This is a genomic window from Mycolicibacterium sp. SMGY-1XX (assembly GCF_059132455.1).
The window spans coordinates 7133046-7151099 of the sequence record NZ_CP101139.1; the positions used below are offsets into that span (position 1 = coordinate 7133046).

Consider the following 18054-nt stretch of genomic DNA (forward strand, 5'->3'; position numbering starts at 1 on the left):
GTCGCCGCCGCGTGTTGGCGCTACCGTTTCCCCTGCCGAGCGGACGGCAATCTTCACCTGCCCGCCCCCGGGAGGCACCGCGGCGGCTCTAACTACATGAAGCTCTTCAGTATCGTCGTACTCGGCAAAACGCAAAGTACGGGCCATCGGCGAACTCCAATGGATGACGGAGAGAACAAATTTCAGGATCGTCGGCCGCACCAGCGCGCTCCTAACTCTCGACCGAAGGCGAATCTGAACCTGCATTGGTCACCCCCACAAGACGCAGTGCACTACTCGGTGCCGCGGCATCTGCCCAGCGGTCGGGCTAGACATTCTTTTGGTTGCCGGGCGCCGGAGTCGACGGCCGACCCGATTCGGCCGCGACCACCATGAACACGGCCACGGCGTCTCTCCCCCGGGGTCGCAGGTATGCCCGTGCGTGACGTCGACGACATCATCGACGACCACGTCGCGGCTTCAGACAAACATCTTGCGATCAGCGGTGGTTCACCCGCGTGCGGTCCCGTCGGGCAGGTCAGGTGGGCGACCCGCATGTGAGCGCCTTCCGCGCGGATCACCCGACGACGGTGATGCCCAGAACGAAGTCGGTTTGCTCCAGCCCGTGGGTCTTGAGATTGAGTTCCAGCAGGCCGGCGTACTCCAGGGCCCGCGCCATTGACAGCGGACCGGCATCCAGCGGGCGCAGTCCCAGGCTCGCGGCGAACGCCGACACCTCGGCCTTCGCCTGGGCGTCGTCGCCAGCTAGGAACACGTTCAGCGGTCGATCCGCATCTGGGGGGGTTGCAAGAATCTCGGCGAATAAGGTGTTGAATCCCTTGATGATTCGCGTGCTCGCGGGAGCGGCCTTGGCGGTCTCCTGGGCGCCGGAGCTGTCGCCGGGAGTGACGAGGCCTGAGAGATCCGGGGCAAAGGGGTTCGTGATGTCGACGAGGATCTTGCCCGCCAGTGCCTCGCTGAACTCGCCGACCGCCGCCGCGGCGCTTGCGTACGGAACGGCAAGCACGACGATGTCTCCAGCCGGGGGCTCGCCGATCGTCCCGAGGGTGGCACCGCCTAGCCTGCTGGCCAGCTCGTGCGCCTTGGCCTCATCGCGACCGATGATCTCGACGGTGTTGCCGCCACCGAGGGCGCGACCGGCCAGAGCGCTGGCCATGCGGCCCACGCCGATGATGCTGATGCTACTCACTGAATGTCTCCTGCTGTTCTCGCTCGATGTGTGTGCCGCGGATTGGACCGGCTGAACCCGACACCTTCCACCATCAGGTTCGCAGCGCACGGGCCGCCTTCGCGTCGGTAGAAGTCCCTTACGTGGCAATGGCTTCCATTTCCCGAGACGGCGCGGATTCAGACGTTCATGTCAGACCACACCGTCTGCTGGAATGGGTCGCGGCCCAGACGGTACGAATCCGCATACCTCTTCGTCTCAGACGGGACAACGCCCCGGGGCGGGGCAACGGGATTGGCAGCCGATCCCGAAGCCCGACCGAGGCTCGGCCGTCGCGGCGCGCGTTGGTGGATGTTCACGTAGGTTGTCGCTCACTCCTGAAAGGTGCTCTGCGAGGGCAGTTTGCGTTCCGCCTCAGGTCAGGGTGGCGGCAGCTCCCTGAGTTGTCGGCGCGAGGTGATGCCGAGTTTGCGGAAAATGTTTCGCAGGTGGGTTTCGATCGTGCGCGGGCTCAGGAACAGTTGCGCACCGACCTCACGGGAGGTCGCTCCGGTCGCGACGAGTCGTGCGATGGTCAGTTCTTGGGCGGTGAGCGCGTCGGTGGGTTGGGCGGTCCGTTTGCGGGGATGCTCGCCGGTGGCGCGTAGCTCGCGGGCGGCGCGTGCGGCGAAGGGCTCTGCGCCCATTTTGGTCAGGAGTGCGTGAGCGGTGCGGAGTTGTTCGCGGGCGTCGTGGCGGCGGCCTTCGCGGCGTAGCCACTCGCCGTAGACGAGGTGGGTGCGGGCGAGGTAGATGCCCATACGGCATTTTCGTAGCCGCTCGATCGCTTCGCGGTAGTGCTTGTCGGCTTCCGCTCCGGTGCTGGTCAGCGCTCGGGAGTGCGCCGCAACCCCGAGCGCCCATTGGGTGCCGCTGGCGCGGGTTCTGGTGTCGAGTTCTTCCATTGCGCGAGAGGCGGATTCTGGATCGCCCGCGCGGGAGGCCGCCTCGACCAGCTCGTACAGCGCATGCCCCTTGGTCGACGGTTCGTAGGTGTCACATGCTTGAATCGCGGCCTGCTGCGCCGCCGGATAATTGCCCCGGCCGTTGTGGAGCACCGCCGTGGCGAGGATGGACGTTGTGGCTTCGATGCCGCGCGCGCGTTCTGTCGCCTCGCCGTCACGGGTGTCTTGCCGATCGGTGGCTTCGGAATCAATCCCGCACCACCCATCCAGGTACGTTCGGGTGTAGCTCAGAGGCATTGCGCCCGACGCTTGTGTTATGGCAGCAGCTTCGTCTGTCAACTCGGCGGCAAGAGCGAGCTCACCGGTGTAGACCCGCGCGAACGCCGACACGATGAGCGCTGCCGGCAGCGTGGCGAGGGCGCCGGCGTCGCGAGCTTGTCTCACGTAGCGATCGGCCAACGTGATGGCCAGTTCGTCCTCGAAGAGCGCTATTGCGGTCCGTGTGGCCAGCCATAGCCAGTTGCCGGCGTCGCCGGCCTGAACGGTCTCGACGGGGAAGACGTGTTCACGGAACGCCTCCAGTGCCCGCCTGAGGGCGGGCGCACCGGCTTCGAATCCATCCGTGTGGACGGCTACCAACCCGCCGAGCAGCAAATCCGCCGGCCCGAGCGGCGTCGGTGCGGCACGGACCGCTTCGGCGATTTCCGCCAGATGGGGTTCGAGGCCCAAACTTCCGGTGATGGTCGCCGCGTCGAAGGCCTGCAGGTAGGTTTCGCGAGCAAGTGAGGGATCCAGGGGCGCCAACATTCGAGCGGCGCCAAGCAACATCCCAGGCACCTGATTGCCTTGGGTCAGGTGGAATGTGATTTGGGCGCGGAGCAGTTCCCGGCGGGCGCGTTGCAGCGCATCGAGTTGGGCGGCGTGCACGTTGTCCAGCAGTGCGAGGGCGGTCTCTGGCGCACCGGCGCAGTGTTGGGCGTTGGCGGCATCCAGTGCGCGTCTCGCCCGGTGAGCGGGCTCCGGTGTCAGCTCGGTCGCGCGCCGAAGAAACGCCGCGGCGGCAGCGAACCCGCCGCGGGCCAACGCGCGGTCTGCCGAACGCTCCAGGTCTGCGGCGGCTTCTTCGTCGGTGCCCCGTACCGATTGCCCGCGGTGCCAGGCGCGGCGATCCGGGTCGGTTTGCGGGTCGGTGGCGCAAGCCAGGGCGTGGTGGGCTCGACGGTGCTCTGCTGCCGTGGCGGCACGGTAGACCGCCGAACGCACCAGCGGATGGCGAAATCGGACGCGGGTGTCGATTTCGAGCAGTCCTGCAGTTTCCGCGGGCTCGGCTGCATCGTGGTCTATCCCCAGATAGTCGGCCGCACGCCAGAGCAGGGCGGCGTCACCGGTCGGCTCGGAAGCAGCCACCAGCATCAGCTGTTGCGTCCGCGCCGGGAGGTTGCTCGAGCGCCGCTGGAAGTTGTCCTCGATGCGGCGCGGGACGCTCATGACGTTGGGGAGTTCGAACCCTCCAGCCAACTGCAGGCTGCTGGGCAGCTCTAGCAGCGCCAACGGGTTACCGCGCGCCTCGGCGATGATGCGGTCGCGGACCCCCCGATCAAGCGGCGCGCGCGGTGCGGTGGTGGTCAGCAACGCCCGGGCGTCGGCGTACCCCAGCCCGTCCAGGCGTACCTCGGGTAACCCAGTCAATCGGTCCCCGCCGCTTTCGCAGGGGTCGCGCACCGCGAACATCAGCACCAACCGATCAGCCGCCACTCGCCGCGCCACGAACGCAAGAACCTGCGCGGACGCCTGATCCAGCCACTGTGCGTCGTCGACGAGGCACAGCATCGGCCCCGCCTCTGTGAGGAGATTGAGGACGGCGAGCCCGACCAGGAATTGGTCTGGCGTGGCGCCGGCCTGCAGGCCCAGCGCGACACCGAGGGCGGTCTTCTGCGGCTCAGGAAGCGTCTCTGCGCCCTCCAGTAGCGGCGCGCACAACTGGTGCAAGCCAGCGAAGGCGAACTGCGTCTCGGACTCCACGCCGACTGAGGACTCCACCCGCATCGCCATGGAGATCGCGGTGTCGCGGGCGTGCTTTAACAGCGCAGACTTTCCGATGCCCGCTTCCCCGCGCACGACGAGCACCCCGCTGCGCCCCTCTGATGCCTCGGCTAGGAGTTGGCCGATCGTTTCGCATTCTGCGTGTCGACCCAGCAGGCCCAGACCTTTCTTCTCAGCCCGGGCTCGGGCGAATCCGTCTTCCTCCCGTAGTGGTGGCGGTGCCGACAGCTTCACCTCAAGCAGCCAGGGTGCGGCGTGTTGATCGGGTGGAAACGCTTCGTCTGGATCGATCGGCTCGACGGACACAGCTGGCTTCTTTCCCGAGGTGGCGCCTGCCCGTGCTGAACGGTGTGATCCAAGCCCTGGTCGGGAGCGCCGCGCCGACCACCAAAACGATAGGCAAGGGTAAGCCTGACGTCAATACGGACCGCACCGTATGCAATCCGCTTCGAAGCGCACCTGCGGTGGCTACGATCTCCTTATGCCTGCGGTCCGCAACGAACAATCGCGTCGCGCCATCCTCGACGCGTCCATGTCGATGATCGGCGAAGTTGGCTACGACACGATCTCGATCGAAGCGATCGCCAGGCAAGCAGGCGTCAGCAAGCAGACCATCTACCGCTGGTGGCCATCCAAGGGTGCGGTGATACTCGAAGCCGCGACCGAAATCCTCAGCACTGCCGTCACGCTTCCCGACACCGGCGACATCGTCGCCGACATCCGAACCCAGCTCACAGCGATCCTGGAGTTGATCAACACCACCGGCTTCGGACCGGCATATAGATGTCTGATCGCCGCCGGCCAGTCCGACCCCGATCTCCTACGCGCCCTCTTCGATCAGATCATCGCACCGAATATCGACGACTTCCGCGCCCGCACAACCCTGGCGCGGCAGCGCGGTGAGATGCGCGCCGACGCCAATTGGCAGACCATGCGTGACCTGCTGTACGGGGTCGTCGAGTACCGGCTATTTCATGCGATGCCGCTCGAACCGGAATATATCGACGGCGTTCTGGAGATCGTGTTCCAGGGACTGCGTTAACAGAGGATCCCCTCGACGACCGGCCACCTAGTCCGGTCAGCTGTCGTGGATCATTCCGCCCGATACCGCGTCGTATACCCCCCTCAGGCGTCGCGACGGTGGCCGCCGGGAACGACGTAAGGGATTTTCACCGACGCGAAGCTGACATCAACGATGCGAACCTGATGGCACGGAGAAGCCGGTCTTACCGACTGATCCGCAGCACAGACGCATCCAGCGAGACCCCGCACACAAACGGAAGTCAACGACTGTGGATGAGATTCCAGCAGGACTAACGGCATTCTTGACGGCTCTGCAAGCACGCGACGCCATAAGCGCCGCGGCCCAACTCGCCGATTACGTGATCCTCGAGAGCCCAATCGACGCGGAGCCCATCGTCGGCCGCGAACAGGTCGCGAACGCGGTCTCTCAGATCCTCGATGTCGCAGACGAGTACACGGTCACCCAAATCATCTCAGGAGATGGCCTTTTCGCGGTCGTGACGAATATCAGATGCGGTACCGCGGAGATCGACGGCATCGATCTGATCGGCATCAATTCCGGAGGCAGGGTGGCCTCACTGTCGATGCATCTGCGGCCGATGCGAGCCATCGTCGCCCTTCACAACCGCCTTGCACCTGCCACCGGAACGCCGGTGCTCACACTGACCGAAGAGCACTAGGAGATCCCGTCATGGTCACCCTCGACCCCGACACCATGGGGCACGCCGGTTCGGTTCCGGACGAGACCGACGCCGAACTGACAGCGCCGTTCGAACGTGACGTGATCCCGCTTCTGGACACGCTTTTCCGGGGGGCATGCGGATGACTCGACAGCCGATCCCTGCTGCGCGTCCTGTTGGCTTCCCTCGCAGTACTCCCGAACGCACCGACAGGCGGCGTAGCTGCGACAAGGCGACCCCTATGAGCAGAAAGGGCACACGCGTCATGGAGAGGCCATCGGCTTCCAATTCAGTTGCCACGCAGTCAAACACGCGTCTGCCGCTCTACGCGATGGCCGTCGGCGCGGCGGTCGCGGCGCTGGTCAGCAACCCTAACCCGGGACAGGCTTACGGGGCGCCCGTAGCGGCGTCGATCGCCGACTGCGCCGATGTCGAGGTCGTCTTTGCTCGCGGCACGTTCGAGAGCCCCGGCGTGGGCAAGGTCGGTGAGCCCTTCATCGAAGCCTTGAGCCAACGACTACCCGGGCGCATCATTGGCGTCTATGCCGTCAACTACCCGGCGTCCTTGCAATTCGATCGCGCCGTCGACGGCATCGTGGATGCCAGTAACCATCTGCGCGACCTGAAGGACAGGTGCCCCACCACCGAGATCGTCGTTGGCGGCTATTCCCAGGGTGCTGCCGTCAGCGGGTACGTCACCAGCGAGACCGTTCCCCCCGGATACGCCTTGACCGCTCTGTCTCCCGACGTCGCCGACAGCATCGCCGCGGTGGTCCTGTTTGGTAAACCCTCACCGGGAATTTTGAGACTGCTGCAACAAGACGCGCCCCCCATCGAGATTGGCCCCGCCTTCGTCGCCAAGACTATCGACCTGTGCGCGCCGCGGGACCCGGTCTGCGAATCGGGCGGCCTCGATTCTGCCGCCCACAGCGCGTACGGCGTCAACGGGATGGCCGGGCAAGCCGCTGATTTCGTCGTCGACCACCTACGCAGCCGCTGAGCGGAACCCGGCACAGCCGCCGCCTTCGTCTCCGAACCCCGCCCATTTTCGTCAACTGACAGGAGTAGACCATGCCCGCCATCACTGCCGACACCCTCACCTTGCCTCGCGTCCCTGTCCCCGATCCGTCCACCGACACGCAACGTCCGGTCCGGTCAGTCACCACCGCACCGGCCGGATTCTAGGGCGACGGGTTCCCCGTGCGGCGCGCCTTCGCCGGTGTGCCGCAGGACGACTTGGACCCGTTCATCCACATGGACCAGATGGGCGAGATCGACTGGGCTGCAGGTGAGCCCAAAGGCACTCCGTGGCATCCCCATCGAGGGTTCGAGACCGTCACCTACATCATCGATGGCGCGTTCGAGCACACCGACTCCCACGGCGGCGGCACGATCACCAACGGTGACACCCAGTGGATGACCGCCGGCAGCGGAATACTCCACATCGAGAAGCCTCCGGAGCGCGGTCGCGCGACCATCGATCTGCGGGACACCTCGGTGGCACAGTTCCACCAGGGCAGTGCTCGATACTCTCGGCGGCCAGAAGATTGGTGCGCGAATCTCTGTCGGCCATCAGGTTCGCAGCACGAACGCCACCTTCGCGTCGGTGAGAGTCCCTTACTTGCTTTAGCGGTGACTCTTAGTTCGTGTGGCCCAGACGTGTTCACCGACGCCACACCCACCCCGGCACAGTCGCGCCTGCCTATTTGAGGTGATGCACCTGCGTCACCTCGGCCCCCGGGTGCACCGGGGCGCGCCTCGACGGATTCTGGGGCATGGATCTGCACCCAGGCGTGAGCCTTCTGCAAATCGCGTTGCAAGGAGTGCAATTTCAGAGGCTGCCCTTGGCGAGCGGACCAGGCGGTCCGATCAGTCCTGGTGCGCAGATCCAATGATGCGCCGCGACGGCGGCAGCCGCTGACCATCTAAGGGACTTTCACCGACGCGAAGGCCGCGTCGGCGCTGCGAACCTGATGACTGCCTCAAGTCAGGCAGGGCATGCCTCGCAGCCGGTCCTCCAAACATCGGTACCAAACCCACTTGGAAGGGAATCTTCGTGACAAGCCAAGCTATCCGCGATCCGAAATTCGACCACCTGCTCACACCGCAGAATTCGGCCTTCGTCCTCATCGACTACCAGCCCATCCAAGTCAGCTCCATCCGTTCGATCCCGCAGGACGAACTGGTGTTCAACATCGTTGGCTGCGCCAAGGCGGCCGTGAATTACGGACTGCCAATCGTTCATTCCACCGTCAATATCCAGACCGGTCGGAACAAGCCGCCGATCCAGCCGCTCCTGGACGTCCTCGGCGACCATCCCACCTATGACCGCACCTCGATAAACAGTTGGGAAGACGCGGAATTCAAGCAGGCTGTCGAAGCCACCGGCCGCAGGAAGCTGATCATGACCGCGCTTTGGACGGAGGCATGTCTGACCTTTCCTGCCCTCGACGCAATCGATCAAGGCTATGAGGTCTACGTACCCGTCGATGCGGTGGGCGGCACCTCACTCGCGGCGCATGAGGCGGCGCTCCGCCGTATCGAACAGGCGGGCGCCAAGTTGATCAGCCGAGTGCAGATGTATTGCGAACTCCAGCGTGACTGGAATCGCGACGAAACGCTGACTGGTTTCATGGGTGTGTTCGACAGTTATGACGGGTTCAACCCGGAGAAGAACTTCAAGGGGTAAGCAATCCTGCGTCGCGAAAACTACCGACCTTTAGATCAGCCCAGCTCCTAGCTAGTTATTCGAAGGGAATCTCAGGTGACTGAATTGTTCATTGTCGTCGGCCTTGAAGCCAAGGAAGGCAAAGAGGACGAGCTGCGGCGAGACCTAGGTGCACTCGTCGCGCCCTCGCGTGAGGAGGAGGGCAATCTGGACTACGACTTGTACGAGGACATCGGCGAGCCAGGCAAATTCGTATTCGTGGAGCACTGGTCAAGCGAAGAGCTACGTAACAAGCATCACACCCAAGGGCCACACATCCAGCGATTCCACGCGAACGGTGTAGCAAACGTCGAAAGAACCGTTTTTGCGCACTTACTTCGCAAAGTAGTCTGACTGTCTGAAAGCTCGTCGGTAGCCTGTCGTTTGCTAACTCGGCTTGCGCAGCTGTCGACGACCGCGCTGCCGGGACGTCATCAGTATCTACGATCTGCTGACAGCGCAGAAGCTCCCGCATTGCGTGCCAGCCGACTACTTCACGCGAGCCGATGAGAGCCTCGGTTTGAACCTGCCACTGATCTCACATTTTTAGGATGCAAGAGTGGAACTACAAAACAGGACAGTCCTGGTGACCGGTGCCAACCGAGGATTAGGGGCGGAGTTTGTCCGCCAGTTGATCGAGCGCGGCGCCGCCAAGGTCTACGCCGCAACGCGACGACCGGAAACCATTGCCGCAGGCAACGCACGCATCGTGCCGACCTACCTCGACATCACCAACGACGCGACCGTAGTCGACGTCGCCGCCACTGCCACCGACGTCGACGTGGTGATCAATAACGCTGGCGTCGCCACCATGCAAAACCTCGTCACGGGTGACCTCGATGCCATCCGCCTCGAACTCGACACCCATTTCTGGGGCACACTGTCGATGACACGCGCCTTCACACCAGTTTTGGCGCGCAATGGCGGTGGCGCCATCCTCAACGTCCTGTCGATCGGATCCTTCCAAGTGTTCCCCGGCAACGGCGCTTACGCCGCCGCCAAGGCCGCCCAGTGGCAGCTGACCAACAGCACTCGACTCGAGTTGGCAGGCCAAGGTACCCAAGTTCTCGGGTTGCACCTGTCAGCCACCGACACCGACATGCTGGACGGCGTCGACATGCCCAAGAACAACCCAGCCGACGTGATCCGCCAAGCCCTTGACGGCCTGGAGTCCGGGTTGGATGAAGTACTGGCCGACGCTGAAACCAGGGCAGTGAAAACGCTGCTGGCCCAGCCGCCAGGGGCCATGTACAGCGGGGGTTAGCAGTAGTGGCGCCACCCAGCTTCACACCCCATGAACTCCTGCAGTGCAATGCCTTCCGAGTCTCGTCTGGGGTAGGTAGGTCGCCGATTGCGCCAAGAACGCCCGCGAGCGTGTGATCCGCCGACATCGGCCCCAGAACGCCAATCGCGGTGTGCAGCAGCTTTCACGCCAAACGAGTCATCAGAGACAAGCCACGTTTGGTGAGTGCGCCAGGATGGAGTCGTGGCATGGAGCACTCGCGAACTGGCCGAGCTGGCGGGCACCAGCCTTCGCTCGGTCCGGCATTACCATCAGGTCGGCCTGCTGCCCGAGCCGAAGCGTCGCAGCAACGGTTACAAGCAGTACGGCGTCGAGCACCTCGTGCGGCTGGTACGTATTAGGCGGCTGACCGATCTCGGGTTCTCCCTACCGCAGATCGCTGCGATGGGCGAACGCGACCATCATCCGGCGGACGCCCTGCGTGCACTCGACGCTGAACTGGCGGCGACGATGGTGCGGCTGCAGCGGGCACGTGACGACCTGGCCGATCTTCTCAAGCACTCGGCTCCGACCGACCTGCCGCCGGATTTCGTGGCGCCGGAGACCGCTGCGAGTATGACGGACGCTGATCGCAAGCTCGTGGTCGTGCTGAGCCGGGTGCTGGGGCCAAGCGGTCGGCAAGCCTATGCGGACATGATCCGCGAAACCCCCGACGATCCCGCCGCGAAGGAATTGGACACCCTGCACGCCGGCGCTGATGACGCGACCCGGCAGCGTCTCGCCGAGCGGCTTGCCCCCTACATCATGGCGGTGAGGGACGCGCACCCCTCACTCATCGAATCGCGTGACGACGCCCCGCGTGGAAAACGATTCGCCGACAGAGCGATCGACCAGGCGATGCTCGAGCTGTACAACCCGGCGCAGCTGGACGTGCTGCGCCGGGCGAGGGAGATCGTGCGGGGTCACGCGCCAACGGCCGGCAACGGCAAGGGCGCGAGGCGGTAGGTCGGCGGCTCGCTGCCGTGCAAGTGCCGGACGAAGTAGTCCCAAGTGCGGCGCAGGAAGTAATGCTGACGGCCAATCAATGCGTGCTCGGCGCCGGGGATCATGATGAGGTCGAAGTCCTTATCCGCTTTGATGAGCGCATCGACCAGCCGCATCGTCATGTAGGGGTGGGCATTGTCGTCGAGTTCGCCGTGGATCAGCAGCAGCTTGCCCGTCAGGTTGTCGGCGACGGTTGCGTTCGAAATCGCCTTGCGCCCGTCCTCAGTGAGGTCGCCGTGGTAGTGCTCGGCCCACATCGCCAGGTTGATGTTGTTGTCGTGGTTCCCGGACGTCGCGACGGCCACGTGGTAGGCCGCAGGATGTACCAGCACGGCGCGGGCGGCGGCGAAGCCGCCTGCGGACTGACCGGTGATGCCTACCCGGCTGGTGTCGAGCCACCGATGCCGATGTCCCAGTTCACGAATGGCGGCGACGTGATCGTCAAGGGCGCCGGCGTTGCCGAGGTCGCCGTAGGAGTGATCATGGAAGGCTTTGCTGCGCGCAGCGGTTCCGCGGCCATCGATCGCGACGACGGCGAAGCCGAGCGCCGCGAATGCCTCCGGCTCTCCCTGATGCGGCGGGTCGAACGACGGGCCCGCGCGGTGGACCTGCGGACCGGGATAGATGTGCTCGACAATCGGGTAGCGCTCCTGCGGGTCGAAGTCGTGTGGGCGCCAAAGCAGACCGTAGATCGGTGTCTTGCCGTCGGCGGCGGTGGTGCGGAAGCGCTCAGGTGGGTTCCAGCCCAGCGCTTCGAGGGCCGCGGTGTTTGGCGTCTCCAGCTGGACCACGATATTGCCTTCGGTATCGAGGACGGCGGATTGCGGCGGCAGGCTCGGCGAAGACGCCCGGTCGACGATGTAGCCGCCCCGAGGCGGGCTGACGGCGTCGTGGTCGAGGTCGTCCTCGGTGAGCCGGGTGAACCCGGTTCCGTCGAAGTTGATGCGGCAGATCTGGCGGGTGTACGGGTCGTCGGCGACAAGACCGCCTGCGACGAAGAAGACCTGCCTACGATCCTCGTCGACCCACAGCAGGGAGCGAACCAGCCACTGCCCCTGCGTTATCTGGGTGGCGTGCAGGCCATCGGCCGAGTACAGGTAGAGGTGCCCCCATCCGTCGCGCTGCGACCACCAGACGATCTCGCCGGACTCGCACACGTGCGCCAGCGGCGGATCACCGAGCTGCACGGCAGGGTCGACCCTCGTCTCGCCCGTCTCGGTGATCAGGGTGGTGGTCTTTCCCGTAGCCGGGTCGAGGCGGCGCAATTGCAGTGTGCGGGCGTCGCGGGAGTGCTGCAGGAAGTGCACCGAGTCCCCCGATTCTCGGGTCCACCACGCGTAGACCAGCGCTGTGTTGTGCATGATCGGGCTGGGCGGGTCCTGCTGGCGGACAACAGTGCGCTGGTGCACGTCCAGCACGTTCCACGTCATCGTCGCCGCCGCGTCCTCGCCCGGCATCGTGTAGCGCGTGCGGTGTTCGACAGGCCTGCCGCCGTCGGCGGGTGTCGACTCCACCAGCACCAGTTCCGGCAGATGGCGTTGATCGATGCGTTGCACCAAGATCCGCGTTGAGTCTGGTGACCAGTGAAAGAAGGACAGGGGGGGCAGTCCGAGGAGTCGGGTCAGGGCTGTAGCTCCGGTGGTGTCGGGCAGCCCGCCGTAGTCGAACTGCGGTTCGGCATCGTCGGTGAGCGCGAACTCCTGCTCGCCGTCCTCTGTGCGCGACGAATCCCCTTGCTGCTGTCCTGCAGTCCGTCGAACCCAGATGTTGCCGTCTCGGCGGAATGCGATCCACTGCCCATCCGGGGAGGGCACCTCGCCGGGGGCGCGGGGCGTTCGGCGGTCGGCCTGGAGGCCCGTGTCGTCGGACCACTCCCAGGCGGTTCCGAACGCTGTGAACCTCGCCGTGCCGTCGTCGCAGACCTCCACACCCGCGATCGGAAGATCGGCGCCGACCGCCGCCTGTTTGGTCTGCACTGACAGCGCGGCAGCCAGGCGGTCGTGGTCGAATGCGGGCCGCCTGCTGCCTTCGTCGGGGGCGACGATGACGTAGCGCCCGCCCACCTGATACCAGAAGTCCGCGCCGCCGGGAAGCCACTGAGGTTGCAGCGCACTACCGGGCACCTTCCTTGCCCGGTAGGGGGCAAGCATCTGCTCGGCGCGTGCGTAGTCCGACTCGGTCAGCGTCCTGGTGTCGTGTCTCACGCCGTCCATGCAACACCCGGACCTAGGGGCACAGTCAATCACCAAACATCCTGGGCGACTACCAGTCGCCAGGAGCGCCGATGCGCCTGCTGGCGCGGATGATCTCGACCTGCCTTCAGCCGAACTAAGACTCTCTGGCCCACAAAGTAATCGCTGAGCGCCCGAGTACCCGTCCGCTGGCGACAATCTTCCTCGGACGCGCCGTTTCCGGCGGGCCTAGCTTTATTGCACCGGCGCACTAGATCGAATGACGTTTGGCAAAGTCCCACGCGATAGTGCTGGCGTCAGGGCCGGCGTGGTCGTTGAATCGGCCCTCGCCGGACGGACCGGGCCAAGCATGACCCAAGCCCTCGACGCGGTACGACTCGGTGAACGGAAACCCGTCGGCAGCAGTGCGAGTGGTTCGCGTGTATGCGTGCGTGCCCGATGTCGATGGCACCACGTGTGTCTTCTCGATCATGCGCAGGTTGTGGTTGAGTCGGCCGTCGTCGATCAAGTCGTTGACAGCAGTCCAGTGCGCGACAAGACGGCCCCCCACCATCGGCGTGGAGCCCCAGCTCCAACCACCGCGCCCTCTAGCTCCGTGGCGACGGCGTAGCGCCCTAGAGCCAATCCCAGGCAGACCTTCTATTCGCAGATGACCCAAGCCTGCAACGGTAGACGTGACCCGCTGTTGCACAACGGAACCGAGTCACCGGCGCGGGTGACCGCGGAGATTCTGCGTCGGGGCCGATGCCACTGCTGTTGGCGTATTCATGACTTGGTCGCAGGTCGTCGGCGTGAGCGGCCGTCCGCGTCGTCGATTGGCAGATTTGAGACCAGTAACATCGCCAGGCCGGCAAGAGCCACGTCGACAGCGGCGTCGAGCTTGGCCTGCGGCACTCCGGCGGCAGCATCCACCGCAAGCCCTTGTCCGATGGTCACGGCGAATCTGGCCAGCGCCTCAGTGTCGCTGTTTGGCGCATCGTCAGCCGCCGCAAGGGCTTTGGCGATGGCTTCTTCGATCCCGTGGCGATACTCGGCGAGCAGCTGCGGTATGCGCGCGTTATTCGGCCCGCAGGAAATGCCGCCTTGAATTGACAGACATCCCAGCGCATTCCCGGCACGCACAGCCTTGGCGGTGTCACGCAAGTACGAATCGAGGATGTCGTAGGCACGGGGTTTCGAGAGCACCTGACGCAGATGTTCATGGTAGCGCTGGCCGTAACGCTTTAGGGCATGGACGAACAGTTCCTCTTTGCTGCCGAACACGGCATACATACTCGGCTTGTTGATGCCCATCGCCTCGGTGAGTTCGGCCAAGGACGCGCCTTCGTATCCGAGACGCCAGAAAACGTCGATGGCCCCATCGAGCGCCCGGCCCTCGTCGAACGAGCGCGGCCGGCCTCCCGCGTGCCGTTGCTCTGCACCCATGCGGGCCATTCTATCGCCGGATCCCCGCCCTCGTACCTATCGGTACAAAACTGGTATGGTCGTGCTGCAACCGATTGGTACAAAACTGGAGGGCTTCATGTCGGACCTGACCGGAAAGACCGCACTCGTCACCGGAGCTACATCCGGGATTGGCCTGGCCGCAGCACGGGCGCTCGCGAAGCAGGGGGCCTACGTCTTCCTGGTCGGGCGCCGCCAAGACGCCCTCGACGACGCCGTTTTCAGCATCGGCCCAGCTCAGGCCCAGGCCATTCGCGCCGACGTGACCCAGCAGGCCGATCTCGACCGTGTCGCGGCCACCATCGATGCCACCGGACGGCGGCTTGACATCGTCTTCGCTAATGCGGGAATCAGCGAGTTTGCGACGTTGGGCGGTCTCACGTGGGAACACCACAGGAAGATCTTCGACACCAACGTCGGCGGGGTGATCTTCGCGGTGCAGGCCGCCCTTCCGCTGCTGCGCGAGGGCGCGTCGATCATCCTGTGCGGCTCCAACGGCGACGTGAAGGCGGCTCCCGGGGCGAGCGTGTATGCCGCGTCCAAGGCCGCGATCCGGTCCCTGGCGCGCAGCTGGGCCGCAGAACTCGTCGACCGCAAGATCCGCGTCAACGTCGTCGCTCCGGGTCTCACCGAGACACCGGGCCTGGCCGGCCTCTTCACCGGGGCCGACGCCGCGCTGGCCGATTTGACCTCCACCGTGCCCATGAAGCGCCGTGCGCGCCCAGAGGAGATCGGCAATGTCATCACCTTTTTGGCCTCCGACGGAAGCTCCTTCATGACGGGCTCAGAGGTCTACGTCGACGGTGGCGTCAGTCAGTTCTGACCCGTTGAGCGCCGAAAGGAGTGCCAGACAAGTGACCGACACCGCGCAACCGCCCGCAGAGTCGAACCCGCCCACTCTGGCCGAGGACCTACTCCTCCTGCTGTTCCAGCCGGAGTCAGGAACCATCGCCGGGGAGACCACCCTGTATTACGTACTCGGCGCAGCGGTGCTCGCCGACATGGCACTCGGCGATGACATCGCGGCCACGACGGAACGCAATGGCACCGTGACCGTGGCCGCGGCAGAACGGGACCGACCGTCAGACGAACTGTTCCACTCGGCCTGGGAGTACGTGTCCGAACGACCGCGCGCAGTTCAAGCCGTCCTTGCCGCGGTCGGTCCGACGCTGCGGCGGCCCGTATTGGAGCGTCTGATCGCTCGCGGCGATGTCCGCGAGGAGAAGCGCAAGGCACTGGGCCTGTTCGCGATCACCACCCTGATCGACGGCGGAACCAAGCGACGCGCCGATCTCATGAACAATGTCCGTGCGGTACTCGTCGAACACGCCACGCCCACACCGCGTGTCGCCGCGCTTGCCGCCCTGCTCTGGGGAAGTGGCGCACTGCCGCAGTTTCATCCGGCGATTCCCTGGAACTCCGCTGTCATCGCCCGCGCGGAGGAACTCGGACGCGGCAACTTCGGCGCAGCGGCGGCCGGTGAGGCGGTGACACGCACGATGACCGCGATCGTCATCAACAGCGTCATCGTCGCGACCACGGCGCCCCGACCGCAATGACACAACTCCGACCACGCCCCCGCAACGCTGTGCTAAGGAAGGACCTTCCACTCCAATGACTCCCGACCCTTTGACGGTGTTGACCGAATTCCTCGACGGCGCCTTCGATCCTGACAAAATCGCGGAGGTTACCGAGCGATTGGTGGCCGACGACGCCACATACGTGTCGCTGACCTTCGACCCCGACCCGGGCCTGCACGAGATCATGCCGTGGGCCGGCACCAACCACGGGAAGTCGGCCTTCGTCGACAACTTTCGCGGTGTCAGCACGCAGTGGCGGCTCGAAGACTTCACGCCGTTGGACACCCTGGTCGACGGTGACAAGGTGGCGCTCTTCGGACGCTTCACCCTGCGATCGGTAACACTTGGCAAGGCGGTGACCTCACCCTGCGCCGTGCTGGCCAAGGTCAGCGACGGCAAGATCCGGTACTTCCAGTACATGGAGGACACATTCGCGACGGCACTCACGTTCCGCACATCCGGCACCTGGACCATCGACGCCGTGCCAGGCGCTGAGACCTTCGAGGTGTAGACGCGCGACGCGCCATACCCCCGCTTGAACGAAATCTGAGGAGTATCGATGCCGGGAATCGCTGATAAGGACGTCCGCCACTGGTTAGTCACCGGAGGGTCGGGGGGTCTAGGCCGTCGTCTCGTCGAACACGTGTTACGGCAGGGAGATCGGGTCACCGCGACCGTGCGTCGCGCCGGCGCGCTAAGCGACCTGGCCGAGGAGTTCGGCGGTCGCCTGAGTGAGCGGGTTCTCGATCTCACCCGGCTCGACGACGTCGACTATGTGATCCACCGGCTGATTGCCACTGATCCGGTGGACGTGGCGGTCAACAACGCTGGTTTTGCCGTGGTCGGCGCTGCGGAGGAGATGAGCGTGGAGCAGATCCGTGGGCAACTGGACGTCATGCTGATGGCGCCGCTGCTCATCACGCGCGCGCTTCTGGCGCCGATGCGCGAGCAAGGTGGCGGCAGGATCATTCAGATCTCCAGCATGGGCGGTCAGGTCGCCATTCCCACGCACAGCTCCTACCACGCCGCGAAGTGGGGTCTGGAGGGATTCACCGAGAGCGTCAATCAGGAAGTGTCCGAATTCGACGTTCACTTGACGTTGGTCGAACCTGGCGGTACGCGAACGGGTTTCAAAGATAACTTGACATTCGCTTCGGAGTTGGGCGTTTATCGCGGAACTCCGGTGGATCAGGTCAGACGCCAGCTTCAGGACGCCGGCGCGAACGCCTTGACCGGCGACCCGGACAAGATCGCCGCCGTGGTCTTTCAGACCACCCGTCAGACCGACCCGCCGCTGCGTCTGACCCTCGGCGAAGATTCTTACGACGCCGTACACGCGGCACTGACTGGCCGTCTGGCTGCCTTGGAGGATCAGCGCGCGGTGGCTGAGTCGGTCAGCTTCGGCCGCTGAGCTTCTCGTCGGCCAGGCCGTAGATACCGGGCGGCTGCGACGGCCAACTACGCCATCGGCGTTCACCCGACAACAAACGGGCCGAGGTCGCCAGGCGCTCCGGGGTTAGCAAAGCCACCATCTACAAGCACTGAACCGGCGGTCTCGACGTGGCAGCCGACGCCTACGGCCAGAAGGTGAGCGACGCGGTGCCGACGCCTCTGACCGGTGACGTGGTCGCGGACCTGACGAGCCAGATCGTTCGGCTCGCCGACTTCTACGCCACGCCCCGTGGTCGCGTGATCGCTCAGTTGATGGCGGCGGCCACCGGGGAGCGTCGGGGGCTGACGTGCTGAAGGAGAGGTTCTTCGCCGAGCGGCGACGCGCCGCCATTGAACTGGTGCGCGAGGGTATGGCGAACGGACAGCTCCGACCTGGCCTCGATCCCGACCTCTCCATCGATGTGTTGTTCGGGGCCATGGTGTTTCGACTGTTCAACGGCGAGGCACCCTTACAGCGCGAGGCCGCGCACACCGTCGCGAGGATGGCGATCCGAGCCATCATCGCCACGTGAGACCGAGGACTCTCGCGCGCCTG

17 protein-coding genes and 2 pseudogenes are annotated in these 18054 nt (G+C 64.9%); 15 read left to right on the plus strand and 4 right to left on the minus strand.

Annotation, left to right across the window (positions count from 1 at the left end):
• Positions 1 to 556 precede the first annotated feature (556 nt).
• Positions 557 to 1189: an NADPH-dependent F420 reductase gene (locus NL241_RS34090; RefSeq protein ID WP_487689522.1), complete on the minus strand. Its 633-nt coding sequence runs from the start codon at positions 1187 to 1189 to the stop codon at positions 557 to 559.
• A 398-nt stretch (positions 1190 to 1587) separates the two neighbouring features.
• Complete coding sequence (locus NL241_RS34095) at positions 1588 to 4461, minus strand: ATP-binding protein (RefSeq protein WP_494396344.1); 2874 nt, start codon at positions 4459 to 4461, stop codon at positions 1588 to 1590.
• Between the two features lie 175 nt (positions 4462 to 4636).
• Here NL241_RS34095 and NL241_RS34100 point away from each other — a divergent pair, with 175 nt between their 5' ends.
• The 9 genes and pseudogenes from NL241_RS34100 to NL241_RS34140 all read left to right on the plus strand — a co-directional run bounded on the left by NL241_RS34100 (position 4637) and on the right by NL241_RS34140 (position 10813).
• Complete coding sequence (locus tag NL241_RS34100; protein ID WP_487689516.1) at positions 4637 to 5197, plus strand: TetR/AcrR family transcriptional regulator; 561 nt, start codon at positions 4637 to 4639, stop codon at positions 5195 to 5197.
• A gap of 250 nt (positions 5198 to 5447) precedes the next feature.
• On the plus strand, positions 5448 to 5858 hold the full coding sequence (locus tag NL241_RS34105; protein WP_487689514.1) for a nuclear transport factor 2 family protein: 411 nt from the start codon (positions 5448 to 5450) through the stop codon (positions 5856 to 5858).
• Between the two features lie 11 nt (positions 5859 to 5869).
• Positions 5870 to 6024: pseudogene (locus NL241_RS34110) on the plus strand (RNA polymerase subunit sigma); the annotation flags it as partial.
• A 165-nt stretch (positions 6025 to 6189) separates the two neighbouring features.
• On the plus strand, positions 6190 to 6858 hold the full coding sequence (locus tag NL241_RS34115; RefSeq protein WP_487690576.1) for a cutinase family protein: 669 nt from the start codon (positions 6190 to 6192) through the stop codon (positions 6856 to 6858).
• Between the two features lie 71 nt (positions 6859 to 6929).
• Positions 6930 to 7319, plus strand: a pseudogene (locus tag NL241_RS34120) (pirin family protein); the annotation flags it as partial.
• Positions 7320 to 7914: 595 nt separating this feature from the next.
• Entirely contained in the window at positions 7915 to 8547 is a 633-nt protein-coding gene (locus NL241_RS34125) for a hydrolase (protein WP_494396345.1), read from the plus strand.
• A 75-nt stretch (positions 8548 to 8622) separates the two neighbouring features.
• Positions 8623 to 8919, plus strand: a complete 297-nt coding sequence (locus tag NL241_RS34130; protein WP_487689508.1) for a putative quinol monooxygenase — start codon at positions 8623 to 8625, stop codon at positions 8917 to 8919.
• Between the two features lie 205 nt (positions 8920 to 9124).
• The gene (locus tag NL241_RS34135; protein WP_487689505.1) at positions 9125 to 9829 is read left to right on the plus strand and encodes an SDR family oxidoreductase; all 705 of its coding nucleotides are present in this window, start codon (positions 9125 to 9127) and stop codon (positions 9827 to 9829) included.
• Positions 9830 to 10051: 222 nt separating this feature from the next.
• The gene (locus NL241_RS34140) at positions 10052 to 10813 is read left to right on the plus strand and encodes a helix-turn-helix domain-containing protein (protein ID WP_494396346.1); all 762 of its coding nucleotides are present in this window, start codon (positions 10052 to 10054) and stop codon (positions 10811 to 10813) included.
• Here NL241_RS34140 and NL241_RS34145 read toward each other — a convergent pair.
• Both NL241_RS34145 and NL241_RS34150 read right to left on the minus strand, forming a co-directional pair.
• On the minus strand, positions 10771 to 13065 hold the full coding sequence (locus NL241_RS34145) for a S9 family peptidase (RefSeq protein WP_494396347.1): 2295 nt from the start codon (positions 13063 to 13065) through the stop codon (positions 10771 to 10773). The two genes, NL241_RS34140 and NL241_RS34145, sit on opposite strands and share 43 nt — an antisense overlap.
• A 744-nt stretch (positions 13066 to 13809) precedes the next feature.
• Positions 13810 to 14469, minus strand: coding sequence for a TetR/AcrR family transcriptional regulator (locus NL241_RS34150; protein ID WP_494396348.1), 660 nt, complete (start codon positions 14467 to 14469; stop codon positions 13810 to 13812).
• 97 nt (positions 14470 to 14566) lie between these two features.
• Between NL241_RS34150 and NL241_RS34155 the strand changes: the two genes are divergently transcribed.
• The 6 genes from NL241_RS34155 (at position 14567) to NL241_RS34180 (ending at position 18031) form a co-directional block, all read left to right on the plus strand.
• Complete coding sequence (locus NL241_RS34155) at positions 14567 to 15310, plus strand: SDR family NAD(P)-dependent oxidoreductase (protein ID WP_494396349.1); 744 nt, start codon at positions 14567 to 14569, stop codon at positions 15308 to 15310.
• A 31-nt stretch (positions 15311 to 15341) separates the two neighbouring features.
• On the plus strand, positions 15342 to 16046 hold the full coding sequence (locus NL241_RS34160) for a GOLPH3/VPS74 family protein (protein ID WP_494396350.1): 705 nt from the start codon (positions 15342 to 15344) through the stop codon (positions 16044 to 16046).
• 55 nt (positions 16047 to 16101) lie between these two features.
• On the plus strand, positions 16102 to 16578 hold the full coding sequence (locus NL241_RS34165; RefSeq protein ID WP_487689490.1) for a nuclear transport factor 2 family protein: 477 nt from the start codon (positions 16102 to 16104) through the stop codon (positions 16576 to 16578).
• Between the two features lie 48 nt (positions 16579 to 16626).
• Entirely contained in the window at positions 16627 to 17478 is an 852-nt protein-coding gene (locus NL241_RS34170) for an SDR family oxidoreductase (protein WP_494396351.1), read from the plus strand.
• 149 nt (positions 17479 to 17627) lie between these two features.
• On the plus strand, positions 17628 to 17813 hold the full coding sequence (locus NL241_RS34175; RefSeq protein ID WP_487689484.1) for a hypothetical protein: 186 nt from the start codon (positions 17628 to 17630) through the stop codon (positions 17811 to 17813).
• A complete protein-coding gene (locus tag NL241_RS34180; protein WP_494396352.1) occupies positions 17807 to 18031 on the plus strand; it encodes a TetR-like C-terminal domain-containing protein in 225 nt (74 codons plus the stop codon). The genes NL241_RS34175 and NL241_RS34180 overlap by 7 nt, the downstream gene beginning before the upstream one ends.
• Positions 18032 to 18054 lie beyond the last annotated feature (23 nt).